The organism is Phyllobacterium sp. OV277, assembly GCF_900104355.1.
Lineage (GTDB): Bacteria > Pseudomonadota > Alphaproteobacteria > Rhizobiales > Rhizobiaceae > Phyllobacterium.
In genome coordinates this window covers 178,840-204,041 of the sequence record NZ_FNIY01000001.1, presented here as the reverse complement: position 1 = coordinate 204,041, position 25,202 = coordinate 178,840, and the positions used below count along the sequence as shown (strand labels likewise).

General features: G+C 56.4%; 27 protein-coding genes. 16 read left to right on the top strand and 11 right to left on the bottom strand.

Going from position 1 to position 25,202, the window contains the following annotated elements:
- Positions 1-243: 243 nt before the first annotated feature.
- On the bottom strand, positions 244-2,064 hold the full coding sequence (gene phaC, locus BLU05_RS01105) for a class I poly(R)-hydroxyalkanoic acid synthase (RefSeq protein WP_091877164.1): 1,821 nt from the start codon (positions 2,062-2,064) through the stop codon (positions 244-246).
- 249 nt (positions 2,065-2,313) lie between these two features.
- Between phaC and BLU05_RS01100 the strand changes: the two genes are divergently transcribed.
- From BLU05_RS01100 to BLU05_RS01065, 8 genes are all read left to right on the top strand, one after another.
- A complete protein-coding gene (locus tag BLU05_RS01100) occupies positions 2,314-2,658 on the top strand; it encodes a flagellar basal body L-ring protein FlgH (RefSeq protein WP_091877162.1) in 345 nt (114 codons plus the stop codon).
- A 186-nt stretch (positions 2,659-2,844) separates the two neighbouring features.
- A complete protein-coding gene (locus BLU05_RS01095) occupies positions 2,845-4,062 on the top strand; it encodes an LL-diaminopimelate aminotransferase (protein WP_091877160.1) in 1,218 nt (405 codons plus the stop codon).
- A gap of 73 nt (positions 4,063-4,135) precedes the next feature.
- Positions 4,136-5,452 carry a homoserine dehydrogenase gene (locus BLU05_RS01090; RefSeq protein ID WP_091877158.1) on the top strand — a complete coding sequence of 439 codons (1,317 nt, stop codon included), beginning with the start codon at positions 4,136-4,138 and terminating at the stop codon, positions 5,450-5,452.
- 168 nt (positions 5,453-5,620) lie between these two features.
- Positions 5,621-6,283 carry a VOC family protein gene (locus BLU05_RS01085; RefSeq protein ID WP_091877156.1) on the top strand — a complete coding sequence of 221 codons (663 nt, stop codon included), beginning with the start codon at positions 5,621-5,623 and terminating at the stop codon, positions 6,281-6,283.
- 415 nt (positions 6,284-6,698) lie between these two features.
- Positions 6,699-7,688: a class II fructose-bisphosphatase gene (gene glpX, locus BLU05_RS01080; protein ID WP_091877154.1), complete on the top strand. Its 990-nt coding sequence runs from the start codon at positions 6,699-6,701 to the stop codon at positions 7,686-7,688.
- 136 nt (positions 7,689-7,824) lie between these two features.
- Positions 7,825-8,508 (top strand): hypothetical protein, encoded by a 684-nt coding sequence (locus BLU05_RS01075; RefSeq protein ID WP_139210362.1) that lies wholly within the window; start codon positions 7,825-7,827, stop codon positions 8,506-8,508.
- 71 nt (positions 8,509-8,579) lie between these two features.
- Positions 8,580-10,370: a single-stranded-DNA-specific exonuclease RecJ gene (gene recJ / locus BLU05_RS01070; protein WP_091877150.1), complete on the top strand. Its 1,791-nt coding sequence runs from the start codon at positions 8,580-8,582 to the stop codon at positions 10,368-10,370.
- Positions 10,371-10,474: 104 nt separating this feature from the next.
- On the top strand, positions 10,475-11,719 hold the full coding sequence (locus BLU05_RS01065; RefSeq protein ID WP_091877148.1) for a Y-family DNA polymerase: 1,245 nt from the start codon (positions 10,475-10,477) through the stop codon (positions 11,717-11,719).
- 417 nt (positions 11,720-12,136) lie between these two features.
- On the opposite strand, the gene BLU05_RS01055 is transcribed toward BLU05_RS01065, so the two are convergent.
- Positions 12,137-12,394: a YjhX family toxin gene (locus tag BLU05_RS01055; RefSeq protein WP_091877144.1), complete on the bottom strand. Its 258-nt coding sequence runs from the start codon at positions 12,392-12,394 to the stop codon at positions 12,137-12,139.
- A gap of 196 nt (positions 12,395-12,590) precedes the next feature.
- The gene (locus BLU05_RS01050; RefSeq protein WP_091877142.1) at positions 12,591-13,541 is read right to left on the bottom strand and encodes a GlxA family transcriptional regulator; all 951 of its coding nucleotides are present in this window, start codon (positions 13,539-13,541) and stop codon (positions 12,591-12,593) included.
- Positions 13,542-13,655: 114 nt separating this feature from the next.
- On the opposite strand from BLU05_RS01050, the gene BLU05_RS01045 reads away from it, so the two are divergent.
- Positions 13,656-14,297 (top strand): HD domain-containing protein, encoded by a 642-nt coding sequence (locus BLU05_RS01045; RefSeq protein WP_091877141.1) that lies wholly within the window; start codon positions 13,656-13,658, stop codon positions 14,295-14,297.
- 9 nt (positions 14,298-14,306) lie between these two features.
- On the opposite strand, the gene BLU05_RS01040 is transcribed toward BLU05_RS01045, so the two are convergent.
- The 4 genes from BLU05_RS01040 to BLU05_RS01025 form a co-directional block, all read right to left on the bottom strand.
- Positions 14,307-14,930, bottom strand: a complete 624-nt coding sequence (locus tag BLU05_RS01040) for an ATP-dependent Clp protease proteolytic subunit (RefSeq protein WP_091877139.1) — start codon at positions 14,928-14,930, stop codon at positions 14,307-14,309.
- A 36-nt stretch (positions 14,931-14,966) separates the two neighbouring features.
- Positions 14,967-15,347, bottom strand: a complete 381-nt coding sequence (locus tag BLU05_RS01035; RefSeq protein ID WP_091877137.1) for an SRPBCC family protein — start codon at positions 15,345-15,347, stop codon at positions 14,967-14,969.
- Positions 15,344-15,658, bottom strand: a complete 315-nt coding sequence (locus tag BLU05_RS01030; RefSeq protein WP_091877135.1) for an ArsR/SmtB family transcription factor — start codon at positions 15,656-15,658, stop codon at positions 15,344-15,346. The genes BLU05_RS01035 and BLU05_RS01030 overlap by 4 nt, the downstream gene beginning before the upstream one ends.
- Before the next feature lie 99 nt (positions 15,659-15,757).
- Complete coding sequence (locus tag BLU05_RS01025; protein ID WP_091877133.1) at positions 15,758-16,444, bottom strand: DJ-1/PfpI family protein; 687 nt, start codon at positions 16,442-16,444, stop codon at positions 15,758-15,760.
- 84 nt (positions 16,445-16,528) lie between these two features.
- Between BLU05_RS01025 and BLU05_RS01020 the strand changes: the two genes are divergently transcribed.
- Complete coding sequence (locus BLU05_RS01020) at positions 16,529-17,473, top strand: GlxA family transcriptional regulator (RefSeq protein WP_091877131.1); 945 nt, start codon at positions 16,529-16,531, stop codon at positions 17,471-17,473.
- A 2-nt stretch (positions 17,474-17,475) separates the two neighbouring features.
- Here the strand turns inward: BLU05_RS01020 and BLU05_RS01015 are convergent, their stop codons facing one another.
- Together BLU05_RS01015 and BLU05_RS01010 are read right to left on the bottom strand one after the other, a co-directional pair.
- Positions 17,476-17,961 (bottom strand): anthrone oxygenase family protein, encoded by a 486-nt coding sequence (locus tag BLU05_RS01015; protein ID WP_091877129.1) that lies wholly within the window; start codon positions 17,959-17,961, stop codon positions 17,476-17,478.
- 15 nt (positions 17,962-17,976) lie between these two features.
- Positions 17,977-18,819, bottom strand: coding sequence for an NAD(P)H-binding protein (locus BLU05_RS01010; protein ID WP_091878370.1), 843 nt, complete (start codon positions 18,817-18,819; stop codon positions 17,977-17,979).
- 107 nt (positions 18,820-18,926) lie between these two features.
- Between BLU05_RS01010 and BLU05_RS01005 the strand changes: the two genes are divergently transcribed.
- Positions 18,927-19,571, top strand: coding sequence for a TetR/AcrR family transcriptional regulator (locus BLU05_RS01005; protein ID WP_091877126.1), 645 nt, complete (start codon positions 18,927-18,929; stop codon positions 19,569-19,571).
- On the opposite strand, the gene BLU05_RS01000 is transcribed toward BLU05_RS01005, so the two are convergent.
- Positions 19,568-20,716 (bottom strand): alpha/beta fold hydrolase, encoded by a 1,149-nt coding sequence (locus BLU05_RS01000; protein WP_091877124.1) that lies wholly within the window; start codon positions 20,714-20,716, stop codon positions 19,568-19,570. The genes BLU05_RS01005 and BLU05_RS01000 overlap by 4 nt on opposite strands.
- A 154-nt stretch (positions 20,717-20,870) precedes the next feature.
- Positions 20,871-21,512, bottom strand: a complete 642-nt coding sequence (locus tag BLU05_RS00995; RefSeq protein ID WP_091877122.1) for a cysteine hydrolase family protein — start codon at positions 21,510-21,512, stop codon at positions 20,871-20,873.
- A gap of 203 nt (positions 21,513-21,715) precedes the next feature.
- On the opposite strand from BLU05_RS00995, the gene gatB reads away from it, so the two are divergent.
- The 5 genes from gatB to BLU05_RS00970 all read left to right on the top strand — a co-directional run bounded on the left by gatB (position 21,716) and on the right by BLU05_RS00970 (position 25,195).
- Positions 21,716-23,218 (top strand): Asp-tRNA(Asn)/Glu-tRNA(Gln) amidotransferase subunit GatB, encoded by a 1,503-nt coding sequence (gene gatB / locus BLU05_RS00990; protein ID WP_091877120.1) that lies wholly within the window; start codon positions 21,716-21,718, stop codon positions 23,216-23,218.
- A 3-nt stretch (positions 23,219-23,221) separates the two neighbouring features.
- Complete coding sequence (locus tag BLU05_RS00985; protein WP_091877118.1) at positions 23,222-23,731, top strand: GNAT family N-acetyltransferase; 510 nt, start codon at positions 23,222-23,224, stop codon at positions 23,729-23,731.
- Complete coding sequence (locus BLU05_RS00980; protein WP_091877116.1) at positions 23,728-24,204, top strand: GNAT family N-acetyltransferase; 477 nt, start codon at positions 23,728-23,730, stop codon at positions 24,202-24,204. Before BLU05_RS00985 ends, BLU05_RS00980 begins: the two co-directional genes overlap by 4 nt.
- 70 nt (positions 24,205-24,274) lie before the next feature.
- Positions 24,275-24,673: an NADH:ubiquinone oxidoreductase subunit NDUFA12 gene (locus BLU05_RS00975; RefSeq protein ID WP_091877114.1), complete on the top strand. Its 399-nt coding sequence runs from the start codon at positions 24,275-24,277 to the stop codon at positions 24,671-24,673.
- An 84-nt stretch (positions 24,674-24,757) separates the two neighbouring features.
- Positions 24,758-25,195: a DUF2155 domain-containing protein gene (locus BLU05_RS00970; protein WP_244518093.1), complete on the top strand. Its 438-nt coding sequence runs from the start codon at positions 24,758-24,760 to the stop codon at positions 25,193-25,195.
- The last annotated feature ends 7 nt before the right edge of the window (positions 25,196-25,202 follow it).

Below are 25,202 nucleotides of genomic sequence, written 5' to 3'. Positions count from 1 at the left end.
CGTCTCGTCTTTTCCGGCGCTTGCAAAGGTTCAGTCCAATCCGCTTTTCTTATGAGCAGGACGCTCGCGAAGTTTCGTTGAAGTGCAAAAAACACCGGCAGAGAGTTGGTAAAGTTAACGGTTTTTAAACGTCTCTACAAGCGTTTGGCTATAGTGAGAATGAGGCAGAAAAGTGATTAGCCACTTTCCTGCCACGGTTCTCAACGCTTCGATAAACTTAAAAGCCAGCAAAATAGCGGGTTTTCAGACGCGGATGCGGACATAGGTTCCGGGGGCCTCGGCGAGGATTTCCGAACCATTTTCACCCGGTATGCGGGCCGGGACGCGGTTTTCATCCTGCGATTCGATCCATTTGTGCCAATGATTCCACCAGGAGCCGGGATGTTCTGTGGTCTTGGTGAGCCATTCGTCGAATGCCCCAACCGGTGAATCGCCGGTCCAGTACTGGTATTTGTTCTTGGCAGGCGGGTTGACGACGCCAGCGATATGACCGGAGCCAGCGAGCACATAGGTGACATCGCCGCCAAAATATTTGCAGCCGGTGAAGACTGACAAAGCCGGGGCAATATGGTCTTCCTTGGCTGCGAGATTGTAGATGGGGATTTTGACGTTGCCCAATGACAGGTTCTCGCCTGCCAGTTTCATCATCCCGCGCACCAGATTATTATCGAGATAGCAATTGCGCAGATAATAGGAGTGATTGGCAGCGCTCATCCGTGTCGCGTCGGCATTCCAATAGAGAAGATCAAACGGCACCGGATCGCGGCCGCGCATGTAGTTGTTGACGACATAGGGCCAGATCAGATCGCCGGAGCGCAACATATTGAAGGCTGTCGCCATGCGTGTGCCATCGAGATAGCCCTCGGCGGACATGGCGGCTTCCAGCGCGCGAATCTGATCCTCGTCGACAAAGACCTTGAGATCACCAGCGTAAGTAAAATCGACCTGGGTGGTGAAAAGTGTGGCGCTTTTGATCCGGTTTTCGCCTTCTGCCGCGAAAAGGGCAAGGGCGGCGCTGAGCAGGGTGCCACCAACGCAATAGCCAATCGCATTGACCTCCTTTTCGCCTGTGGCTTTCTCGACTGTATCGAGGCCAAAGCGGAGGCCTTCATTGATATAGGCGGTCCAGTCCTTCAGCGCGTGACGATGATCGGGATTGACCCATGAAATCACAAAAACGGTGTGACCCTGATCGATGGCCCATTTGATGAAGGACTTTTCAGCATTGAGATCAAGAATGTAGAATTTGTTGATCCATGGCGGGCAGATCAGAAGCGGACGCTTCAACACGTCCTTGGTGGATGCTTCATACTGGATGATTTCGGCCACGTCGCTGCGGGCAATGACCTTGCCGGGCGTGGTCGCGACGTTCTCGCCAAGGGTGAATTTCGTCAGGTCTGACTGACGCAGGCGTAAATCACCACCACCGGCGACAATATCCTCCGCCAGCATCTTCATGCCTTTGACCAGATTTTCGCCATTGCTGGCGACCGTTTCCTTGTAAAGCTCGGGATTGGTCAAAAGGAAATTGCTCGGCGATATGGCTGAGGTCAGTTGCTTGACATAGAACGCGGCCTTGTGGCGCGTGTGATCGTCAAGGCCTTCCGCATGGGTGACCAGTTCGCCAGCCCAGTTTGCTGTGACAAGGTAAGCCTGTTTGAGAAAGTCAAAGAAGGCATTCTTGCCCCAATCCTCATCGGAAAAGCGCTTGTCGCCTTTGTCGGGCTTGACGATATCTTCAACCTCTTCACCACTCATGCGGCGGATGGAGTTGGACCAGATGGTCATGTAGCTGGCGAAAAGCTTGGTTTGCGCTTCAAGCGCACGGCCCGGCTCTGATAACCAGTACTCGGAAACGCGTGAGAGGGTTTTCACCACATCGGTGACAGGATCGGCAATCGTGTCGCGCTTCAGACCTTTTTCACGCGGCTCGACCCAGGCGGAAGCGGCCTTGCCGGCCTGCTCAATCATATGGGCGACATTACGAGCGAAGGCTTCAGGGTCCTTGATGACATAATGATCGAGGTTCGGCGTTTTTCCGGTCTTGTCGCCGTGATTATCCATATATTCACTTCCTCCCGCCGATCCTCCCGATCAGCATAATAGACATGATACCACAAGTCAGAGCAACGGACATTCAATTGAAGCCATTCTGCAGGAAAGATGATGGTGTTGTCACCTTGCCCGCAGATTGTATTTCCCTTGGAGAAACAGAATTGAACCTATTTGAATGTACGGGGCTCTAATGCTATCCCTCTAACCTGCAATTCTTATCACCATGATGAATATCGATTCCGGCAGTCAGGACAAACAATGAATATCTCGGTCAAAACCATTATCCGCTTCTCGGTTGGCGCCGTTCTGATTGCTGGTCTGAGCGCCTGTGCGAACATGCCGCCGGAGCCAATGTCCAACTCGCCGCTGACCGGTCCGGTCAATACCGGCACCTATCCGGTGTTCACACCCGATCCGAAGGGCGAGACCGCGCAGTTTACGCCGCAAGAGAAGGACGCAGTGCATAAGAAGCTTGTTGCTGCCAAAAGCGGGCAGGGCAATGCCACCGCCGATCCCGCCGCCGTTGCGCGGCGACAGGCGGAAATGAAGAAGCTGGTCCAGCAACAGCAGGATGATCTGAAGGCCATCGAAGGCACGCAATAACACGCTGCCTTGCATAGTCACGAAGACACCGCATTCACAGTGTCTTCCTAAGAAATCCCAAGCTGGATGGCATCGCAGCAATTGACTTAAGTGCCAGACACAAAAGGTCAATCATTGCTCGACCGCTTTGCAGTTTGGGTGTATAGCGCACCCGCACATTAAACCCATTTTACCGGACCCAAACCTATGGAAGAATTTCATAAAGTTCGCCGCCTGCCACCTTACGTATTTGAACAGGTCAATCGCCTGAAGGCGAGCGCGCGAGCGGCGGGTGCGGACATTATCGATCTGGGTATGGGCAATCCCGATTTGCCGACGCCGCAGGGCATTGTCGACAAGCTGTGCGAGGCCGTTCAGGACCCGCGCACCCATCGTTATTCTTCATCCAAGGGTATTCCGGGTCTCCGGCGCGCTCAGGCCGCCTATTACGAGCGCCGTTTCGGCGTTAAGCTCAACCCGGACACGCAGGTTGTGGCAACGCTTGGCTCGAAAGAAGGCTTTGCCAATATGGCGCAGGCGATCACCGCGCCCGGTGATGTGGTGCTTTGCCCCGATCCGACCTATCCGATCCATGCTTTCGGCTTCATCATGTCGGGCGGTGTGATCCGTTCGATCCCGGCGATGCCCGATGACCAGTTCATCCCGGCGCTGGAGCGTGGCATTCGCCACTCGATCCCCAAGCCGCTGGCACTGATCCTCAACTATCCATCCAATCCAACAGCCCATGTGGCATCGCTGGATTTTTATAAGGATGTGGTTGCCTTTGCCCGCAAGAATGAAATCATCATTCTGTCGGATCTGGCCTATTCGGAGATTTACTTCGATGATGCGCCGCCTCCATCTGTTTTGCAGGTGCCGGGCGCTATTGATGTGGCCGTGGAATTCACCTCCATGTCAAAGACGTTCTCCATGCCCGGCTGGCGCATGGGCTTTGCCGTTGGCAATGAACGCCTGATTTCGGCGCTCACCCGGGTTAAATCCTATCTCGACTATGGTGCATTCACGCCCATTCAGGTTGCTGCCGCTGCTGCATTGAACGGCGATGGTTCCGACATTGCGGAGGTCCGTTCGATCTACAAGCATCGCCGTGATGTTCTGGTCGACAGTTTTGGCCGCGCCGGATGGGATATTCCATCACCGGCGGCAACCATGTTCGCCTGGGCACCGATCCCGGAAAAATTCCGCAGCCTCGGCTCGCTGGAATTCTCCAAGCTTCTGATCGAACATGCGGATGTGGCCGTTGCTCCGGGCATCGGCTTCGGCGAGCACGGTGATGACTATATCCGCATCGCGCTGGTCGAGAACGAGCATCGCATTCGTCAGGCAGCCCGCAACCTCAAGCGGTTTCTTGCAACGGCGGATGAAAAGCTGCACAACGTCATTCCGTTGAACGCGCGCCGCTAAGCGGTAAGCCGAAACCGGAACTCGCGGCGCCTTTGGGCGCCGTTTCAGGCTAGATATTTCAGGGAAATGAACGATGAGTGATGCGCTGCGCGTGGGAATCGCCGGACTGGGCACTGTTGGTGCCGCGGTCCTGAAAATTTTGCGGGACAAGGGCGATATGCTCACCCGTCAGTGCGGCAAGCAAATCATCGTCACCGCTGTATCTGCGCGTGATGCCAAGCGGGATCGCGGCGTGGATTTCTCATCTGCCACCTGGTTCGATGATCCCGTTGCCTTGGCGAAGTCTGATAATATCGACGTCTTTATCGAGCTGATCGGCGGTGACGAGGGTCCAGCCCGCACTGCAGTGGAAGCTGCGCTCAAGTCTGGCCGTCATGTGGTCACCGCCAATAAGGCGCTTCTGGCCAAGCACGGCGTATCTCTTGCCAAGATTGCCGAGGAAAAGGGCGTTCTGCTCAACTTCGAAGCGGCGGTCGCTGGCGGTATCCCGGTTATCAAGGCCTTGCGTGAATCGCTCACCGGCAACACCGTGTCGCGCGTCTATGGCATCATGAATGGTACGTGCAACTACATCCTGACGCGGATGTGGGATGAGGGCATTTCGTTTGAGGATTGTCTCGCCGACGCGCAGCGTCTTGGCTATGCGGAAGCCGATCCGACTTTCGATATTGAAGGTAACGACACGGCGCACAAGCTGGCGATCCTGACCAGTCTCGCCTTTGGCACGCAGATTGCCGCCGATGATATTTACCTCGAAGGCATCAGCAATATTTCGCTGGCCGATATCAAAGCCGCCGATGAACTCGGCTATCGCATCAAGCTGCTTGGCGTTGCCCTCAAAACCGATAGCGGTATCGAGCAGCGTGTGCATCCAACCATGGTTCCGGTCGAATCGGTGATTGCGCAGGTGCATGGCGTGACCAATGCGGTGGCCATTGAAACCGATCTGCTTGGCGAGTTGCTGCTGTCTGGTCCGGGCGCGGGCGGTGCTGCAACGGCATCGGCGGTCATTGGTGATCTTGCCGATATCGCCAAAAGCCGTCCAGGTTTCCAGCATGGACCGGTATTTGGCACACCGGCAAAAGCCCTCGCACCCTATAAACGCGCCAAGATGCGTTCGCATGAGGGCGGCTATTTCATTCGCCTGACAGTGCATGACCGTGCCGGTGTTTTTGCAGCCATTGCCAAGCGTATGGCCGATAATGACATTTCGCTGGAATCGATTGTCCAGCGTCAGACGCCGGAAAGCCATGCTGATGCGACCAAGACTGTCATTCTCGTCACGCACGAGACGACCGAGGCCGCCGTCAAGAAGGCGCTGGAAGGCATCGTCAAGGATGGACATGCCACCGACAAGCCACAGATGATCCGCATCGAGCGCGCTGGCTAACAGGCCAGATTATTTACCCGGTTCAGACGCCATCCTTTGTATTCCAAGGGGTGGCGTTTTGTTATTATGCACCAAAATATATCTAAAACAGATGTTTACGGCTATTGACCTCAACCTTGCTTGAGGAATTACGTTGGGCAAATCGAATGATTTTCAGGGATATGTGAAATGAAGATTTTCTCTGCGCGCATCACTGTGCAGGATTTAAGCGCGGCTGTTTCCTTCTATCGGGATATACTCCAGTTGCCGGTTGAAGAGCATATCAGCCATGCCGTTGTAACTGTGGGTTACAGCCGCCTTGTGATGGAGCAGGGCACAGCATTCAGCGGTGTGCATCATCTGGCGTTCGGCATTGCACCGACAAAGTTCGAGCGGATCAGAGACTGGTTGGGTAGGCGCATTGGACTGATTTCCGTCGGTGACAGCGATGTTGTTACCGGTCCGCAGGGCTGGCATTCGCGTTCACTTTACTTCATCGGCCCCGAAGGGATTATTCTGGAATATATTGCCCATGATGAATATAGCGGTCTGCCCTTTGTTGGCCCGCAGCCATTTTCCATTGCCGAGATTGGTTTTGCTGTTGAGAACGTCAAAACCTCCGTTGATCTGTTGACGACCGGGTTTGGTGTGCCGCCGTTTCCGCCCCAGACCGATACATTTTCTCCGGTCGGCGATACGGATGGATTGCTGATTGTCGTCGACAAAAACCGATTGTGGTTTCCAACGCTCAATATCCATGCCGCCCGCGCTCCATTGCTGATCGAAATTGACGCGCCTACGCGTGCCAGAACAGAGCAGCTTTCTGAATGGACGACAGTGGTTTCTTTGTAAGGAGATTTGCTTTGCATCACCACAGTGCGTGATGCGTGGTTCGTGGTTCGACAAGCTCACCATGAGGGAGAGGGGTGGGTTGCAGGGAGTCAGGTTCTGCAATGTCGGTAGTCTGCAACGTTGGCGATTATCGTTGCATCCACCCAATCCCTCATGGTGAGCTTGTCGAACCACGAACCACGAACCACACCCCCTCACACAAAAGCCAACCACATGACCCTTTGTAAAAGCGCTGTATTGCTTCGTGAACGGCTGCTAGCCCGTTTAATCGATTAGCTTTTTCGGTGAGGGCACTTTCCTGCTGGCGGGGTCTTGCCGCTGCGGCATGACTTTGACAAAAGGTTTGCACAGCAATGCTAGGAAGAACCCTGTTGATCCGCAACTGGGTATCTCCACACGAACGCAGGATAGATTTATGCCGAAAACTTCCGACCAGACTTCAATGGGCCTCGACCGTATTTTGACCCTTGAGCTTGTCCGCGTGACCGAACGTGCCGCCGTGGCGGCAGCGCGTCTGCGCGGACGCGGCGATGAAATGGCTGCCGATCAGGCCGCCGTGGATGCCATGCGTCAGGAACTCAATCGTCTGCCAATCAGCGGTACCGTGGTGATCGGCGAGGGTGAGCGCGATGAAGCGCCGATGCTCTATATCGGTGAAGAAGTCGGTACACGTACCGGCCCCGAAGTCGATATTGCGCTCGATCCGCTGGAAGGCACAACAATCTGCGCCAAGAACCTGCCCAATTCGCTTGCAGTGATCGCGATTGCCGAAAAGGGCAATCTGCTTTACGCGCCGGATGTTTACATGGAAAAGATTGCCGTTGGACCCGGATACCCCGCCGGTATTATCCAGCTTGATGCGCCAGCAGCCGAGAATATTGCTGCCGTTGCGAAAGCCAAGGGTGTTCCAATCAACGAGATTACCGCCTGCATCATGGATCGCCCGCGCCATGCGCGTCTGATCGAGGAAGTACGTGCAACAGGCGCTTCGATCCGCCTCATCGGTGATGGCGACGTGGCCGGAGTGATCCACACAACCGACCCCGATGAAACGGGCATCGACATCTATATCGGTATTGGTGGTGCGCCTGAGGGCGTTCTGGCTGCCGCAGCACTGCGTTGCATTGGCGGTCAGATGCAGGGCCGGTTGCAGCTCAACAGCGACGACAAGATCGCTCGTGCAGCCAAGATGGGCATCAGCGACCCCAAGAAGATCTACACCATGGAAGAAATGGCCAAGGGTGACGTGCTTTTCGCCGCAACCGGCGTTACGGACGGCAATATGCTGTCAGGCGTCAAATTCGCCCGTGACTATATCCAGACCCATACCATCGTCATGCGCTCGCACTCGCAGACCGTGCGCGAGATCAAGGCAAAGCATCAGGATATGAGCAAATTCCAGTAAGATCAGGCAATTGAAACACTTTTTGCCCTGCCGCTCACCCGAGCAGCAGGGCATTTTATTAACTGCGTTCGTGGCTCAGTAGGAATTGCCCTATTGGGGCCATGCTTTTTGAGCTATTTTCATATCGGGAGTTCATATGAGTGTTAAAGCCATGAATATCCGAACGAAAATAACTGCCTGCCTTGTTTCGACGCTCGTGCTCGCCGGGCTGTCCGGCGGTGCGTTGGCTCAGGATCCCTATCTTGACCTCATTCAGGGGTATCGATCCAATTCCATTGCCGACAAATTTCCTCAGACCGTTGGGCCATTCACCTTGGTCAAGCACAGTGTCAATCCGCAGGATTTTGGTGTCACAGCGGAATATGAAGCCGTGGATGCCAAGGCAACGGTGATAATGGCGGGCGTCAAGGCCAACAACAAGGCAGCCGCCTATCCCATCAAGGACGGGGCGGATGATCCAGTTGTTCGCGATCTGTTTGAGAAGGCGACCCAGTATCATTCGACACAACCTGGCGAAATAGCCGTGCAGAGTACGCTGCCATACAGTGCAGGTCTGGCAATGCCCTGTGTCAGCGCCGACGCGGCACAGGAAAAGCACGCCTTTCTCGTCTGTGTTGTCGGTATGCATAGCCGCTATCTGCTGATCCAGCCCGCCGCCAACTACGCGAAAGGCAGCAAGGAAGCGGCGGAACGCACCCTTTCCGACTTCGCCACCTCGCTTGCCACAACAATGCATGACATCGGTGCACCGCCACCACCACCGCCGGATGGTGCAGCCGCGCCTGCAAATGGGGCCGTTACACCAGCGCCCGCCCAGTAATTGCCGGTTTGTTCACCGGATACATCATTCGAAGCATTGCATTCAGGTGCGCCGGATGATTGAAGCGTTGCATGGCACCAGAACGGCTCTTCCTCGGCGTTGAAAACTCGGCAACCGGTCTCAAATGGATTGACCGGCTGGGACCGCGCGAGGCCAACATTGCCCTTGCCATGGCGCAGAACCATGGTTTTCCCGATCTTGTCACCCGTGTTCTTGCCGGGCGCGGCGTTGGTGTCGATGATGCGCCGGCCTTCATGGATCCGACAATCAAGGGGCTGATGCCCGATCCGGCCTCGCTCACCGATATGGAGAAGGCCGCCCTCCGCATTGCGCAGGCCATCGGCAAACATGAAAAAGTGGCGATTTTCGGCGATTACGATGTGGATGGCGCCTGTTCATCGGCCATTCTGTCGCGGTTTCTCACCCATTACGGCATTGCCAATCACATCTATATCCCGGATCGGATTTTCGAAGGTTATGGGCCAAATCCGCAGGCCATGCGCGAACTGGCGCAAAACGGCGCTTCGCTGATTGTCACCGTGGATTGCGGCACCAACAGCGCTTTGGCCATTGAGGCGGCCCGTGAGGCAGGCGCCGATGTGGTTGTGCTTGATCACCATCAGGTCGGCGGTGAATTGCCAGCCGCTGCCGTCGCCGTGGTCAATCCCAACCGCGAAGATGATTTGTCAGGGCAGGGCTATCTTTGCGCGGCGGGTGTGGTTTTCCTCACGCTGGTGCAGGTTTTGCGGACGCTGCGCGAACAGCGCATCGCGACGGGAACACTTGCGCCTGATCTGCTGTCGATGCTTGATCTGGTGGCGCTGGCCACCGTTTGCGATGTGGTGCCGCTCAAAGAACTGAACCGCGCCTTTGTGGTCAAAGGTCTGCTGGTGGCGCGGGCGCAGCAGAATGCCGGGCTTGCTGCTCTGGCGCGGGTATCACGCATCGGCGAGCCGCTGAGCGCCTTCCATTTCGGTTATCTGATCGGACCGCGCATCAATGCCGGTGGGCGTATTGGCGATGCCGGGCTCGGCTCGCGCCTGTTGACACTGGATGATCCCAACGAAGCAGCGCGCATTGCCACCGAGCTTGATCGGCTCAATACGGAACGGCAAGCCATGGAAACCGTCATGCTGGAGCAGGCGGAAGCCGAGGCTATGTTTGAGATGTCGAGTGGCGGCGGTCCTGCCGTTCTGGTGACAGCGAGTGACGACTGGCACCCCGGAATTGTCGGGTTGATTGCGGCACGATTGAAGGAGCGGACGCGCCGTCCGGTTTTTGCCATTGCGTTCAATGTCAATGGCACGGGAAGTGGTTCCGGACGTTCGATCAGCGGATTTGATCTCGGCAAACTGGTGCGCAGTGCCGTTGATGCCGGGCTTCTGGTCAAGGGCGGCGGCCATGCGATGGCGGCGGGTATCACACTTGAACGTGGCAAAATGGGTGCCTTGCGGGCATTTTTCGAAGAGCACGCGGCGGAAATGGTCGGCCAATTGCGCGAAAACGAGTCATTGGCCATTGATGGCGCGCTCAGTGCCTCGGGTGCGACAGTGCCACTCTATGAGACAATGGAAAGGGCCGGGCCGTTCGGGTCGGGCCATCCGCAGCCCGTGCTTGTGCTGCCACACCATAGGCTGGTTGATGCCCGCACCGTTGGCACCAACCACGTCAAGGCAACGCTGGCGGGGGCCGATGGCAAGCGCATCAACGCCATTGCCTTTCGCGCCACGGGTGCGCCGCTTGGTGATTTCCTGTTCGGCAATCTTGGCCAATCCATGCATGTGGCGGGTAATCTTGCGCTCAACCACTGGAACGGGTCGACAACCACCCAGTTTCGTATCATGGACGCCGCAAAAGCCTGACGGCGGCTGTCAGCAGAACCGCGGCAATTTCGGAATAAGTTTGCACTCTCTCCGCATATGTTCTATTTTTGTTCTCATATCGGCAATGATAGAACCCGTGATCCATGCGCAAACCGACCCATCTGGAAAAACTGTATCTCGACTTTGACAGTTTCTTCGCCAGCGCCGAGCAGCAGCTGAACCCGGCACTGCGCGACCGTCCGATTGCGGTAGTGCCGCTGGATTCTCCCCATACGAGTGTGATTGCCGCCAGCCGCGAGGCAAAGCCGTTTGGCATCAAAACAGGCACTTCCGTACGCGAAGCGCGAGAACTCTGTCCTGATATCGTTTTTCTGGAAGCCCGGCCTGACGTCTATGTGAAGTTGCATAACCAGATTCTGAAAACCATTGAGACGTGCGTGCCCATTGCTGCGGTGCGTTCCATTGATGAAGTTGCATGCACGCTGCTGGCATCGGAAGCAAAGGACCCGCATGGGCTTGCCGCACGCATCAAGCGGGCTCTGCACAATGAAATGGGCGCGGTGCTGACCTGTTCCATCGGCATTTCCCTGAATGAACTCCTCGCCAAGATCGCGGCGGAAATGGACAAGCCCGATGGTTGCGTCGTGCTTGACCATGAAGACCTGCCGGGACGGCTGTTCGACCTGCGACTGAAAGATCTACCCGGTATTTCCAAGGGTATGGAGCAGCGGCTGGGACAGGCCGGGGTGAATGACGTGCCGGGCCTTTGGGCGCTCGCGCCCAAACACGCCCGGGCAATCTGGAGCAGCGTGGAGGGCGAGCGGTTTGTCACGGCGCTGCATGGCTATGCGGTGGAAAAGCCCGAGACGGTCAAACGCATGTTTGGCCATGGCCGCAACCTGCCGCCGGACTGGCGGGCACCCGACAAGGTGCTGCAATGCGCGCGGCTGCTTTGCCTCAGCGCCGCCCGGCGTTTGCGCCGTTCGCATTACCGCGCAGGAGCGCTCAGCTATACGGTTGGTGCCCACCGGGACAACCGCGTGACCATGGAAGGTCAATTTCGCCCGGCGCGTGATGACCACAGTTTTCTCAATTGCCTCAATGCGTTGCACGATAAAATGGTCAAGGCAGGTGAAATGAGAAATGTGAGCACCGTGACCGTTGTGCTGCATGATCTGTCCAGCGAGACGGAGGAAAGCCAGGATCTGTTTGATACGTACGCCGTCACCGAACAGCGCGGACAGTGGGAGCGGGTGTCCGATATGCTCGACAAGGTGCGCGTGCGCCACGGTTCCAAGGCACTCAATCTCGGGCTGACCACCGGTCCGGGGAATTATATCGGCTCAAAAATTGCGTTTGGCCGGATACCCGAGCCGGAGGATTTTTGAGGGTTTGTGGTTAGCTTGCATCGATGATTGCAGGCCTATTCTGCGTGGTTCGACAGGCTCACCATGAGGGAGAGCATAGGCTGCAGGGAGCCAAGTTCGGCAAAGTTGGTGATTAGCGTTGCAGTGCTCCACTCTCCCTCATGGTGAGCTTGTCGAACCACGAACAATGGCTCTGCCAAGCGCTCACCCCCCTCTGTCCTGTCGGACATCTCCCCCACAAGGGGGGAGATCACATTGACATCAACGCCTTTGCACAACTGGAAATGTTGCAGATTGTGCAAGGGCAGTAGTGACAGCTGATCTCCCCCCTTGTGGGGGAGATGTCCGACAGGACAGAGGGGGGTGAATGCCTCAACATCAATGCCAGAACCTTGGTAAAGCAACCGGCGGCACCATTCAGCACCGCCGGTCACCCATTTACCGATTATCCAGCTCCGCCCTTACCAGTTGCAGGCCGCGACGGGTTACGCGGTAGGGGCCGCCGCCGGATGAGGCGATGGCGCCCTTCTGCTTGAGCTTGCGGAAGAGCCGCAAATTGCAAGCCGTATAGCGGGAACCATCGCGGGTGAGGCAGATGATGTCCGTGATGGCCTTGCGCTCATCTTTTTCGAGTAAAATTTTGCCGCCCTGGGCGAGCAGGTGAAGTATGCGCTGTTCGTCGCGCGAAATATCCATTGATCCAAGTCCTGGGAAAACGGGCAAAAGCCCATAAGAACCTATCCGCTGCCAAATACGTTTGGCGCGGTGCTCCTGTTTTCACGCCCCAACCTTCAAAGAAGCTGGGGCTCTAGCGGGACTCAGACTGATTAGACATAAACACTCCATCGGTGTGGACGAGCCGTATAAAATAAGATCGCCGCCCTGTCCACCCTCACAAATAGCGCCGCCTGTACTCTGCCGGTGTCACGCCGACATGGCGCACAAAGGCGCGGCGCAGCGTGTCCGCATCGGCAAAGCCGCATTCGACTGCGACCTGTTTTGGCAGCCGGTGGCCATTTTCCAGAAGATTGCGCGCAGCGGTGATTCGCGCCGTTTCCACCCATATAGCCGGTGTAATACCCACTTCCTGCTGAAAAATACGGGCGAAATGGCGTGGGCTAAGCCCGGTGCGCTGGGCAAGGCTGGCGACGGAATGGTCTTCGCCGGGATTGGCGGCAACCCAGCGCTGGACCTCCTGCAGGGCGGACCGCCCGCCCGGTTCCGCCTCGCCATGACGGCTGAATTGCATCTGTCCGCCGGGGCGCTTGAAGAACATCACCAGTTGACCCGCCACTTTGAGGGCGATGTCGCGGCCAAGATCTTCCTCAACCAGAGCAAGCGCCATATCGAGCCCGGCCGTCACGCCCGCAGCAGTCCGCACAGGACCATCGCGCACATGCAGCGCATCCGCATCGACGTGAATGGTGGGGTAAGTTGCAGTCAGGGTGTCCGCGACGGCCCAGTGGGTGGTGACGCGCCTGCCATCAAGCAGCCCTGCCGCTGCAAGAATGAAAGCGCCGCTGCAAACGGAACCAAAGCGGAGCGCCCGCAGGCAGGAGCTGCGCAACCATTGATGTTGTTCCAGCGTAAGCCGGATATCAGGCGCATGCGGGCATCCGGCAACCAGCATTGTATCGATGCTATCTGCCTCATCCGTTATGATCCGGTCAGGCAAAAGCCGCACACCTGATGAACTGCGGATTGGCCCGGCTTCAATGCCGACCACCTGTAATTCATATTCCGTGCGTCCCGATTGCACATTGGCTTCGGCAAACACGTCCATTGGTCCCGATACATCGAGAAGCTGGACGCCGGGCATGGCCAATAGACTGATGGTCCGCATTTTTCGCTCCGTGGCGTTACGGATCGTATATTGGCAGAATTAGACGTATTCAGTCAATTGCTGCCAAATGGCGCGAACGATAGGGTCGGTATCCAAGACAAAGGAGAACTCAAAATGTCCATATCCATTGGTGGTATCAGCATTCCCGATACGAAGCTTGCAAGAGACGTCACCGAGCTGGTGCGTGACACGGCTTCGGAACTGCTCTTCAACCATTCAAGCCGCGTCTATTATTTCGGTGCGATTGCAGGACAGCAGAAGGGGCTGAAATTCGACCCTGAGCTGCTTTACACCGGCGCAATGTTCCATGATATGGGCCTGACCCATCAGCACAGCAGCGCCGATGAGCGCTTCGAAGTGGATGGTGCCAATGCGGCACGGGAATTTTTGCGCGGTCATGGCATTGCCCAAGCGGATATTGATACGGTGTGGACGGCGATTGCCCTGCATACAACGCCCGGAATCCCCAAACATATGCACCCTGTTGTGGCACTGGTGACTGCCGGGGTGGAGATGGATGTGCTGGGGCTGACCTACAAGCAATATAGCGATGCGGAGCGTGAGGCGGTGGTCAAGGCGTTTCCACGCAGTGACCACTTCAAGGAAGATATCATTCAGGCCTTCTATGACGGCATCAAGCACAAGCCTGACACCACTTTTGGCAACGTCAAGGCCGATGTACTTGCGGATAAGGATCCGCATTTCCATCGTGGCAATTTCTGCGATGTGATCCGCTGTTCGCACTGGAAGGGGTGAGGCTGGCGCTCACTCCTTCGTAATCTGCAACGGATCGCTGTCGCGCTTGGTGATGATCGTATCCACAAGCCCCCAGTCGAGCCCTTCCTGTGCGGTCATGAAATGGTCGCGGTCGAGGGTTTTCTCGACCTCTTCCACCGTGCGTCCGCAATGATGGGCATAGAGCGTTGTCATGCGCCGTTTAACGACGGCCATTTCCTGAGCCTGAATGAAAATATCCGAGGCCTGACCCTGAAAACCGCCAAGCGGCTGGTGTACGTGCAGGCTGGCATTGGGCAGGGCGGCGCGATGGCCGGGTTCACCAGCCATCAGCAGGAATGATCCCATGGAGCGCGCCGTGCCCATGCACAGCGTGGCAACAGGGCAGGTGATGAACTGCATCGTGTCATAAATGGCAAGACCACTGGTAATCACGCCGCCGGGCGAGTTGATATACATGGAGATGGGTTTTTTCGGGTTTTCCGATTCAAGGAACAGCAGTTGCGCGCAGATCAGCGTTGCCATTCCATCTTCCACCTGACCATTCAGAAAGACAATTCGCTCGCGCAACAGGCGCGAATAGATATCAAATGATCGTTCACCACGGCTGGATTGTTCCACGACCATAGGGACGAGCTGCATCATGTCGCGCATGGCGAACACTCCTTCGATATTGAGATTTTGTTTGGTTTAAGCGGCAAGGCGCATGGTTGTCGGCGGCGCGTTGCCGTTGGCAGCGGTGCGGCTGATCGGCTTTGCCAAGGCTACAGGCTCATGCACAATGCTGAACGTGGTGCCGCCCGAGCCATTGGGATCGATCCGGAAGGTGACGATGCTATCAGGCACCGCTTCATCGTCTTCGCGCATGGAATAGCGAACGAAGCGCTCCGTATCGGCCTCGATGACTTCAAGCGAAATGCGCGATGGCTCCTGTGGCGCCTGCGGGTCGGGCAGCAGCCAGCGGGCCACGAATTCCGGCACGGTCAGGGCGCGCCAGACTTTTGAGGGTGCGGCATCCAGATCATATTCGTAACGCAGGGCGGTGTCGGCTTCTGCCGTGTCGCTGGTCATTGATCCATCTCCTTCAAAAGCTGCTTCAGTTCATCGACGCGCTGCGGCCAGAAGGCGCGGTAGCGGTTGAGCCATTGGTGGATTTGCGCCAGTCCATCCGGGTTGACCCGGTAATGAACATGGCGACCGGTCTTTTGTTCGGCAACAAGCCCGGCGGAGCGCAACACCGCAAGATGCTGCGACATGGCGGGCTGTGACAGGGAAAATCCCTCGCGCAGTTCCGTCGCATTCTTCTCACCATCGGCCAGCCGTTCAAACACGGCGCGGCGGGTGGGATCGGCAAGTGCCTTGAATATATCGACCTCAGACATGCCAATACATAAGCACAGACTTATGTGAGTCGCAAGCGCGATTATAAGAAAATAAAACCCGGCCACATGGCTGGCCGGGTCTGGTTGATTGGAGCAGGATTATTCCGCAAGCCGTGCAGCAGCCAGCGCGATCTCGTCATGCCGCTGTTGCACAAATGGCTGCATCCAACTGCGCACTGCGTCGACAGTCTTTTGCGATGCGGTTTCGGGGCGGCCGGAGTTGAAAGGCGGGGCAGGCGCATACTCGAGCATGAGTTGAATGCGCTGGGCAACCTCATCCCCCTGCAATTCGGCAATCAGCGTGAGCACAAAATCAATGCCAGCGGTGACGCCGCCGCCAGTCAGGATATTGCCGTCGCGCACCACGCGATCAGTGTTGGGAATAGCACCGAATGGCAGCAGCATGTCCCGCCATGCCCAATGACAGGCCACCCGTTTGCCCTTGAGAAGACCGGCAGCGCCAAGGATCAGCGATCCGGTACAGACCGAGGTGATGTATTGTGCAGAGAGGCCGAGGTGGCGAATTGCAAGGACAAACGCTTCATCCTGCAGGGCGCGTGTGCAACCGGAGCCACCCGGCACGCAAAGCACGTCGCACCGTTCGATTGTCGAAAGATCAGCAAGACCGGAAAAGACAAGGCCGTCCGCACCGACATCCTTGCCACCCATGGAAGCAACAATGACCTTTGCATCCGGCAGACGGGAGAGAAACTGGTGCGGTCCAGTGAAATCAAGATGCGTGACGCCGTTGTAGATGGGGATGACGATGGTGATCGGATGGGCCATGGCTATTCCTCTGCATGAGTTGACAGCATCAGAATAGAGCGGCATGATCGAGTCTTAAATGACATAGAACCCTCATTTCCAGCCATGACCCGCAATATCGGATTTTTCATTTTCCCTGAGTTTCAGATTCTCGACCTGACGGGGCCATTGTCGGCTTTTCAGATTGCAGGGCCGGAATATCGGTTGCACGTGATCTCGGCAGATGGCGGGCTTGTAGCGAGCACCGCAGCACTTGAAGTCATGACCAAGCGGGTCGGGGATCAGACTTTCGATACACTGATGATTGCAGGCGGTAGAGGCGCGCGCACGGGATCACAAACGGAAACACTTCCCGCATTGGTACGGGATATGGCGCTGCGTTCGCGGCGGGTTGCCAGTGTGTGCACCGGTGCGTTTCTGCTTGCGGCTGCGGGTCTGCTTGACGGCAGGCGGGCGACAACCCATTGGCGGCGCGCGGCGGATCTGCAAAAGCGCTTTCCCGATATCGCGGTTGATGGCGACAAAATCTACGTGAAGGATGGTTCGGTCTGGACATCGGCTGGTATCACCGCAGGAATTGATCTGGCACTGGCGCTGATTGAGGATGATCTTGGTGGCGATGCAGCGCGGGCGGTGGCGCAGGAGCTGGTGGTCTATCATCGCCGTCCCGGTGGCCAGTCGCAATTTTCCGCCATGCTGGAATTGGCGCCCGATAGCGACCGGGTGCGGCGCGCTTTGAGCTTTGCCCGTGAGCATTTGCATGAGGCATTGCCGGTGGAACGGCTGGCAGAGGCGGCCTGTCTCAGTCCGCGTCAGTTTGGCCGGGCATTTCGGGCTGAAACGGGAGAGACTCCGGCAAAGGCGGTAGAGCGTTTGCGGGCGGAAGCGGCACGAGGGCGGATTGAATCGGGTAGTGAACCGATTGAGAGCATTGCGGTGTCCGTGGGGTTCGTGGATCCCGAACGCATGCGGCGCGCGTTTTTGCGGCTTTATGGTCAGCCGCCGCAGGCTTTGAAGCGCGCTGCACGCGCGCTTCGTGTCATCGGGTAGTTTTATGCCTGCGATTGCTGGGCGAAGGCGAAGATGAAGGCGGCGAGGGCGGCGAAGTTTGCAACCGTCCGCACATGATTCCAGGGAAGCCAATCCTTCAGATAATTTGCCCAGACGCTTGCGCCCTCGGTGCTTGCGGGAGCAACCGCCGCCAATGCGTCATTGAGCGGTACATTGAAAACCATTGTAACGATGATCGTGCCGACGAGAAAGAGCACGCTGCCAGCCAGTAGGGCCAGAGACCCGGCGTCGCTCCAGCGTAGAACGCTGACAACACCAAGCACCACACAGATCGCTGCTGTGCCGAAGAAAGCCAGCGTGAACGAGAAGTTGAGGATCGTCACATTGATCGAATTCATGGCGGCGATGCCCTGTTCGGGCGGAAGCTTGGCGAATGCCGTCATGATGAAGCTTGAAAAGGCGAAGAACAAACCCGCCATCAGGCCGCTTCCCAAGGCGGCCAAAAGGGTGAGAATAGGTAGCCACATGTTACTGTCCCTCCACTATACCGACCAGACGCCGGTTGCTGCTGTTTCCTGAACGTAGTCTGAGAAGTCGCGCGGGGCGCGGCCCAATGCTCGCTGCACACCGTCGGACAGATATTCATTGCGGCCATCGAGCACCTGCGTGAAGAGGTCGTTCAACAGCCCGACGATTTCAGGCGGAAGCTGTTCCTGCGCTAACCCTTGCGAGAACTGTTCCGGCGTTATCGTCACATAGCGAATATCGCGTTTGGTGGCGCTGGCGATTTCGGCCACCGCGTCGGCAAAAGTCAAGAGACGCGGGCCGGTGACTTCATAGAGTTGGCCGATATGCCTGTCATCGGTGAGCGCAGCCACGACAACATCGGCAATGTCATTCGTATCGATGAAGGGCTCGCGCACATCGCCAACCGGCAGGGCCAGTTCACCGGCAAGAATGGAGGCCAGCATGACGTTCTCGCTGAAATTTTGGGCAAACCAGCTGGCTCTAACGATAGTCCAGTCGGCGCCTGATGCCTGAAAAGCCTTTTCGGCACGCTGGGCTTCATGTTCGCCGCGACCTGACAGCAGCACCAGCCGCTTGACGCCATTTTCAACAGCAAGACGGGTGAGTGCTTCAACTGTTTCCGTCGCGCCGGGAATGGCAATATCGGGGTAATAGGTGATGTAGGCGGCTCTCACGCCATCAAGCGCCGGAAGCCAGGTGTTGCGGTCTTCCCAGTCAAAGGACGGGGTGCCGCTGCGTGAACCGATGCGGACAGACACGCCCTGTGCCGTCAGGCGTTCGGCAACGCGGCGGCCAGTTTTTCCGGTTCCACCGATAATCAGGATTGGTTTTGTCGAAGAAGTGCTGCTGTTGGTCATTTTCATCTCCCTTCAATTAATATGAGGAATCCTCACATTTGCAATAAGTGATAAATCCTCATATTCTGCGAGTCAAGTGGAATTTATGAGAGTTGGAGACTCTGCCAATGAATGAGATTGCACCTATCGTGCCTGAGAGTGGCGACAAGGAAGCCGCCATGCGCAAGGAACCGACCCAGCGCCGCAGCAAGGAGCGGGTGGAGCGCATCCTGTCCTGCGCCTCGACGCTGATCGCGGACAATGGCAGCGACGCCATGCGCATGAGCGACGTGGCTGAGAAAGCGGGGATATCGATCGGGTCGCTCTATCAGTATTTTCCGGACAAGGGATCAATCATCCGCACCCTTGCCGATCGGTACAATGCACTAGGGCGCGAATGCATTGCTGATACGCTGAAAAATGTTCATGATATGAACGGCTTACAGGCGTCTTTTGCGGAGTTGATTGATATTTATTATGCGCTGTTTCTTGCCGAACCCGTCATGCGCGACATCTGGTCGGGCACACAGGCGGATAAGGCGCTGCGCGATATAGATCTGCTTGATAGCCGCCTGAACGGTGCTGTGCTGGCCGACGCGCGCGCCCGCGTCAATCCGGCTGCGGACAGGGCTTTTCTGGAAAACTCAAGCTTCCTGATCATGCATTTGGGCCAAGCGACGATGCATCTCGCAATTTCCGTCGACCCTACGGAAGGCGCTGCACTGGTCGACGGTTTCAAGCGCATGGTACTGCGGGAGATGCTGGCAGCTTAAGGCAAAGTTATGATGGTCGCTTTGCCGGGTTCGGTCTTGATTGTCGTGCCTGCCGAAGTGATGACGGCACGCGTGAGGTCCGGTGTTGGTTTGCCCGTTTTGATGAAGCTCAGAATATCGGTGGCGACCTGATCGGGTGCATCCCATTGCACATTATGGCCGATATCGGTTTCCTGCGCACCGGATGCTGGCAGGGGGTCGACACCATATTGCTTCCAGACTGCCACGATACCGTTTGCGGATGCTGCCTTGCGTAATGCGTCGATGATGCCGATCTGGTCGGGTTCGTGATAAAAAATACTGTCCTGCGATCCCCATAGAACAAGAACAGGTGTCTTGAGGTTGGCAAGGCGGGCGGTGTTGTCAAAGTCAAGCAGCGCGCTCGTCGCCCCAATCCACGTTCCCATTTTCACGTTGGACGTTTCCGGGACAATTGCCTTGACCAGTGATGGGTCCGCCACTGGATCAACATCCCAGTTTTTGGCAATCCATTCCTCCGCCTTGGGGTCCGCATCGCGCGGCGTTGCATTCCAGATCGCTTCGGAGCTGGTAATCCCCTTGGCATCGAGTGCTTTTTTCCAACTGCCAAGCACCGGTTCGTTGAGCACATAATCCCGGACAACGGAATTGTCTTTGGTCTTGTTGCTGGTGGCAACGAGGATCACACGCTCAACCTTGTCAGGATAATCAAGCGCCATTTCCTGTGATACGATTGATCCCATGGAATGACCCGCTATCGTTGCTTTTGGAATCTTCAGGCTTTCCATGAAAGCCGAGAGATCGTCGGCGAAGAGTTTAGGTGCAAAGCAGGATTTCGGGTCTTTGGGGCATTCCGCGCCTGCTGGCATTGAGGATGAGCCGTGGCCGCGTTGATCAACCGCAAGAATGCGCAGGGAGGGATCAAGCTTGTGAAGGCTTGCCATAGTGGCAGACCAGGAGCGCGCTGTGTCGGTCAGCCCGTGCAGCAGGATGACGGCTTTTCCATCCGAAGGACCGGTCTCAACATAGGCCATACGAATGCCCGTCTTCAGTTCGATCGTGCATTTGCCGGTGTCAATGCTGGAACAGGCGGCACTTGCTGCTTCGGGCAATGTTAAGAGGCCCAGAATTGCCAGTGCTGGAACGAGCCACCTGCGGTGTGCCATTTCAGTGCCTCCGTTGCGATAGTGCTTTCCTGCATCAAGCTAACAGCCCGGCATTGGGACCGTTAAGTTCGCACCGCCTTTGATTGGCCTGTTTGCGTCCGATGCGAACGCGCTTTGCGGTTGCATCGTTTTTCCAGTCAGGGCGGGCGACGAACTAACGTGGATTAAGCGCGGCTGCCAGTTCATCGACGGTGCACAGGATGGAGTCGCCCATATAGGCCATGTTGGCCATCGACCGATCTGCCGCCTCCGCATGACCGCCGCCACAGGCATCTGTGAGAATAACCGGAATAAAGCCGAGATCAGCGCCATGGCGCACCGTCGGGTCGATGCCGATTTCCGTGGCGATACCGCAGATGATGAAGCTTTTGAGGCCGCAATCGCGCAGGGCAATGGCGAGCGGTGTGCCTTCAAAGGCTGAGAAGGTGATCTTGTCGAGAATGGCCTCATCCTCGCGCACCGCCAATTCCGGGGCAAGCGCAAAGCCGGGGCTGTCACGCAGGAACCATGGTTCGACCTCTTCGGCTGACACTTTGCGCTGCCAGGCCATCATTTGCTTGTGTTGAAACACACCGGCCATTTTCTTCGGCAGGGACATATGGCGCATGAAGAAGATGCGGATGCCGGCGGAGCGGGCAATTTCGAGCGTTTGCAGCACCTTGTCCAGTATGGCAGCGCCATCCTTCATCTGGTGCAATATTCCCACCTGCATATCGTAGACAACAAGCGCCGTTGTTTCGGGGCTTACGGTTTCAGCAAGGGTTTCAGGGATGGCGAAACCGTAGATATTTTGCATGGATGTCCTCCGAACATATGTCAGGCGATCCTCTCCCGATCACCGCTCCCGGGAATCAACGGTATCACCATAGGCCCGGAAAAACAGGTCGAAGCAGCGCATTTCCTCAAACGTGATGCTTGCAGGTCCAGAAACACTTGCCTCACGGGGCTGTTTCGATTAGCCAATAGACAGATAAATTTAGCCAGGAATTGCAGTCCAGCATGACTCTCGTTGATACCCGCACACCCGAACCCAAGCGTTTTGTTTCCGGTGCCACAGGCGACTGGGAAATCGTCATCGGCATGGAAGTCCATGCGCAGATCACGTCCAATTCGAAACTCTTCTCCGGTGCTTCGACGACCTTTGGTGCTGAGCCCAATGAGAACGTCTCGCTTGTTGATGCGGCCATGCCGGGCATGCTGCCTGTCATCAACGAATGGTGCGTGCGTCAGGCGATTCGGACCGGTCTTGGTCTGAAGGCACAGATCAACCTGAAATCCGTGTTTGACCGGAAGAACTATTTTTATCCTGACTTGCCGCAGGGCTATCAGATTTCCCAGTTCAAGCAGCCGATTGTTGGCGAAGGCACCATGCTGATTTCCGTTGGTCCTGACAATAAGGGCCAGTTCGAAGATGTAGAGATCGGTATTGAGCGCCTGCATCTGGAACAGGATGCCGGCAAGTCGCTGCACGACCAGAATCCGACCATGTCCTATGTGGACCTCAATCGCTCAGGCGTGGCGCTGATGGAAATCGTCTCCAAGCCGGATATGCGTTCGGCCGATGAAGCCAAGGCTTACCTGACCAAGATGCGCACCATCGTGCGTTATCTCGGCACCTGCGATGGCAACATGGATGAAGGCTCGATGCGCGCTGACGTCAACGTCTCCGTGCGCAAGCCGGGCGGCGAATTCGGCACGCGCTGCGAGATCAAAAACGTCAACTCCATCCGCTTTGCTGGTCAGGCCATTGACTACGAAGCGCGCCGCCAGATTGCCATTCTGGAAGATGGTGGATCAATCGATCAGGAAACACGGCTGTTTGACCCCGTAAAGGGCGAAACACGCTCCATGCGCACCAAGGAAGAAGCGCATGACTATCGCTATTTCCCCGATCCAGACCTGCTGCCGCTGGAATTCGAGCAGTCCTATGTGGATGAGCTGCGCGCCGATTTGCCTGAACTGCCCGATGACAAGAAGGCGCGCCTTGTGTCAATGCTTGGCCTTTCGGTCTATGACGCGTCTATTCTTGTGACGGAAAAGGCGATTGCCGATTATTTTGAAACGGTGGCTGCAGGGCGCGATGGCAAGCTTGCGGCAAACTGGGTGATCAACGATCTGCTCGGCGCGCTGAACAAGGCGGGCAAGGGGATTGAAGAATCTCCCGTATCGGCGGATCAGCTCGGCGGCATTATCGACCTGATCAAGGAAGGCACCATTTCAGGCAAGATCGCCAAAGACCTGTTCGAGCTTGTCTGGAACGAAGGCGGCGATCCGCGCAAACTGGTTGAAGAGCGCGGCATGAAGCAGGTGACTGACACCGGCGCCATTGAAAAAGCCGTGGATGATGTCATTGCCGCGAATCCTGATAAGGTCGAGCAGGCAAAGGCAAAACCAACCATGGCTGGCTGGTTTGTCGGGCAGGTGATGAAGTCTACTGGTGGCAAGGCAAATCCGCAGGCTGTCAGCGATCTGGTCAAGGCAAAACTCGGGATTGTCGATTAAAATATGTGGATTCGAAGCGCGACGAAGGACGATCTGGCAGCAGTCCGTGATTTGCTCGTAGAGACCTGGCATGCGACTTACGACGATGTTTATGGCGTCGAAAAGGTCAATGCGGTTACCAATCGCTACCACTCGCTGGATGCATTGAAAAAGCAGCTGGCGAAACCCTATTCGGAGTTCATTCTTGCCGATGACGGGGCTGATCTTTTTGGCATGGCCTATGCCTCGCAAAAGGATCACAAGCTGGCGCTGCTCAACCAGCTCTATGTGCATCCGGAAAAGCAGAGCAACGGCGTTGGGTCGTTGCTTCTGGCGGAAACGGAAAGCGCTTTCCCCGGCGTGTTCATGTTGCAGCTTGAAGTTATCGAATCAAATCAAAAGGCTCGGCGCTTTTATGAAAGCCGTGGATTCGATTTGACCGGCGCACGGACAGACAATTGGGGCGAGGCCAATTCCGGTATTTCCGTGCTGGTCATGGAAAAATCCCTGTCTGGATATGAGCTTGCACCGTGACATTGGTTTTTCGCCGCGCCGAGCGTGCGGATTTATCCGCTTTGATTGCGATCTTTGCTGAAGATTTGCTGGGTGGCCATGGCGACACGACCGACCCTGAAGCTTTCCCGCGCTATGAACGTGCCTTCGACCAGATCGAGGCCAGCAACTGCGATCAGCTGATTGTAGGTGTTCTGGATGGTGAAGTGGTTGCCACAGCGCAGGTGACATTCACCACAACCTTGACGAGCATTGGCACGACCAACATGACCATTGGTGCAGTGCAGACCCGCAGCGATATGCGCGGGCAGGGCGTGGGTGGCAAGCTGATCAACCATTGTATTGCGCTGGGCAAGGAACATGGCGTGGGGCTGATCCAGCTGATGTCAAATGCAAAGCGCGTTGACGCGCATCGCTTCTATGAAGGGCTTGGCTTCAAGAAGAGCCATGCCGGTTTCAAAATGGTTGTTGAAGCAGGGCCAGCGGCAACTTGACCCTTGCTATCGCCTGACGATACGGCCATAACCCGAAGAGTTGAACGAGAGAGTTCGAAGCAGGATTGCTATGAAGACCTTCCTTTTACAGTTTTTCACCTGGTGGAACAGTCAGACGATCGGTACGCGCGTCTTTACATGGCGCAAGGGTACGAAAGTCGGTGAGGACGAGTTCGGCAATGTCTATTATGAAGGCACGCAGGACTCCGAAGGCCGTACGCGCCGCTGGGTGATCTACAAGGGTTATGCGGAAGCGTCTGCCATTCCCGCTGGCTGGCACGGCTGGATTCATCATCGCGCCGAAACAGCGCCATCGCGTGAAGACTACAAGCCGCATGCATGGGAAAAGGCACATCAGCCCAATCTGACCGGTTCTGCTGCCGCCTATCGTCCAAAAGGCTCCATTGCCCATGGTGACAACCGCCCGACAGTTACGGGTGACTATGATGCGTGGACACCGGGATCCTGAGCGGATTTTCTTCTGCCACAATTGGTGATTATCGACGGGTTGGTATGAGACCGTCCCGTCAGCCTGAACACAGCCGGAATTGAAATGATCCGTTCCCACTTGTCCTTTCCGTTCCGCAGCAAATTACGCCTTTTGGCGACGGGTGTGCTTGCCGCAAGCCTGTGTGTTCCGGCCTTTGCCGCCGACGACAAGATTTCCAATCCCATCGCCGTTTTCTCCGGGCTCGACAAGATCACCGGTCGAATCACATCGTTTGATGTTTACATCGATGAAACGGTTCAGTTCGGCGCGCTGCAACTGACCCCGCGTGTTTGCTACACGCGTCCGGATACGGAAACGCCGAAGACGGATACGTTTGTTGAAGTGGATGAAATCACGCTTGATCGCAAGATCCGCAAGATTTTCTCCGGCTGGATGTTTGCCGATAGCCCCGGTCTCAACGCCGTTGAGCATCCTGTGTATGATGTCTGGCTAAAAGGCTGCAAACAGTCTTCGGATGTTCCGGCTCCAGCCAAGAGCTGAGTTCCTG

Excerpts from the sequence above, each read along its gene's own strand:
- phaC (WP_091877164.1), bottom strand. The coding sequence starts at position 2,064 with ATGGATAATCACGGCGACAAGACCGGAAAAACGCCGAACCTCGATCAT.
- BLU05_RS01100 (WP_091877162.1), top strand. The coding sequence starts at position 2,314 with ATGAATATCTCGGTCAAAACCATTATCCGCTTCTCGGTTGGCGCCGTT.
- BLU05_RS01095 (WP_091877160.1), top strand. The coding sequence starts at position 2,845 with ATGGAAGAATTTCATAAAGTTCGCCGCCTGCCACCTTACGTATTTGAA.
- BLU05_RS01090 (WP_091877158.1), top strand. The coding sequence starts at position 4,136 with ATGAGTGATGCGCTGCGCGTGGGAATCGCCGGACTGGGCACTGTTGGT.
- BLU05_RS01085 (WP_091877156.1), top strand. The coding sequence starts at position 5,621 with ATGAAGATTTTCTCTGCGCGCATCACTGTGCAGGATTTAAGCGCGGCT.
- glpX (WP_091877154.1), top strand. The coding sequence starts at position 6,699 with ATGCCGAAAACTTCCGACCAGACTTCAATGGGCCTCGACCGTATTTTG.
- BLU05_RS01075 (WP_139210362.1), top strand. The coding sequence starts at position 7,825 with ATGAGTGTTAAAGCCATGAATATCCGAACGAAAATAACTGCCTGCCTT.
- recJ (WP_091877150.1), top strand. The coding sequence starts at position 8,580 with ATGGCACCAGAACGGCTCTTCCTCGGCGTTGAAAACTCGGCAACCGGT.
- BLU05_RS01065 (WP_091877148.1), top strand. The coding sequence starts at position 10,475 with ATGCGCAAACCGACCCATCTGGAAAAACTGTATCTCGACTTTGACAGT.
- BLU05_RS01055 (WP_091877144.1), bottom strand. The coding sequence starts at position 12,394 with ATGGATATTTCGCGCGACGAACAGCGCATACTTCACCTGCTCGCCCAG.
- BLU05_RS01050 (WP_091877142.1), bottom strand. The coding sequence starts at position 13,541 with ATGCGGACCATCAGTCTATTGGCCATGCCCGGCGTCCAGCTTCTCGAT.
- BLU05_RS01045 (WP_091877141.1), top strand. The coding sequence starts at position 13,656 with ATGTCCATATCCATTGGTGGTATCAGCATTCCCGATACGAAGCTTGCA.
- BLU05_RS01040 (WP_091877139.1), bottom strand. The coding sequence starts at position 14,930 with ATGCGCGACATGATGCAGCTCGTCCCTATGGTCGTGGAACAATCCAGC.
- BLU05_RS01035 (WP_091877137.1), bottom strand. The coding sequence starts at position 15,347 with ATGACCAGCGACACGGCAGAAGCCGACACCGCCCTGCGTTACGAATAT.
- BLU05_RS01030 (WP_091877135.1), bottom strand. The coding sequence starts at position 15,658 with ATGTCTGAGGTCGATATATTCAAGGCACTTGCCGATCCCACCCGCCGC.
- BLU05_RS01025 (WP_091877133.1), bottom strand. The coding sequence starts at position 16,444 with ATGGCCCATCCGATCACCATCGTCATCCCCATCTACAACGGCGTCACG.
- BLU05_RS01020 (WP_091877131.1), top strand. The coding sequence starts at position 16,529 with ATGACCCGCAATATCGGATTTTTCATTTTCCCTGAGTTTCAGATTCTC.
- BLU05_RS01015 (WP_091877129.1), bottom strand. The coding sequence starts at position 17,961 with ATGTGGCTACCTATTCTCACCCTTTTGGCCGCCTTGGGAAGCGGCCTG.
- BLU05_RS01010 (WP_091878370.1), bottom strand. The coding sequence starts at position 18,819 with ATGACCAACAGCAGCACTTCTTCGACAAAACCAATCCTGATTATCGGT.
- BLU05_RS01005 (WP_091877126.1), top strand. The coding sequence starts at position 18,927 with ATGAATGAGATTGCACCTATCGTGCCTGAGAGTGGCGACAAGGAAGCC.
- BLU05_RS01000 (WP_091877124.1), bottom strand. The coding sequence starts at position 20,716 with ATGGCACACCGCAGGTGGCTCGTTCCAGCACTGGCAATTCTGGGCCTC.
- BLU05_RS00995 (WP_091877122.1), bottom strand. The coding sequence starts at position 21,512 with ATGCAAAATATCTACGGTTTCGCCATCCCTGAAACCCTTGCTGAAACC.
- gatB (WP_091877120.1), top strand. The coding sequence starts at position 21,716 with ATGACTCTCGTTGATACCCGCACACCCGAACCCAAGCGTTTTGTTTCC.
- BLU05_RS00985 (WP_091877118.1), top strand. The coding sequence starts at position 23,222 with ATGTGGATTCGAAGCGCGACGAAGGACGATCTGGCAGCAGTCCGTGAT.
- BLU05_RS00975 (WP_091877114.1), top strand. The coding sequence starts at position 24,275 with ATGAAGACCTTCCTTTTACAGTTTTTCACCTGGTGGAACAGTCAGACG.
- BLU05_RS00970 (WP_244518093.1), top strand. The coding sequence starts at position 24,758 with ATGATCCGTTCCCACTTGTCCTTTCCGTTCCGCAGCAAATTACGCCTT.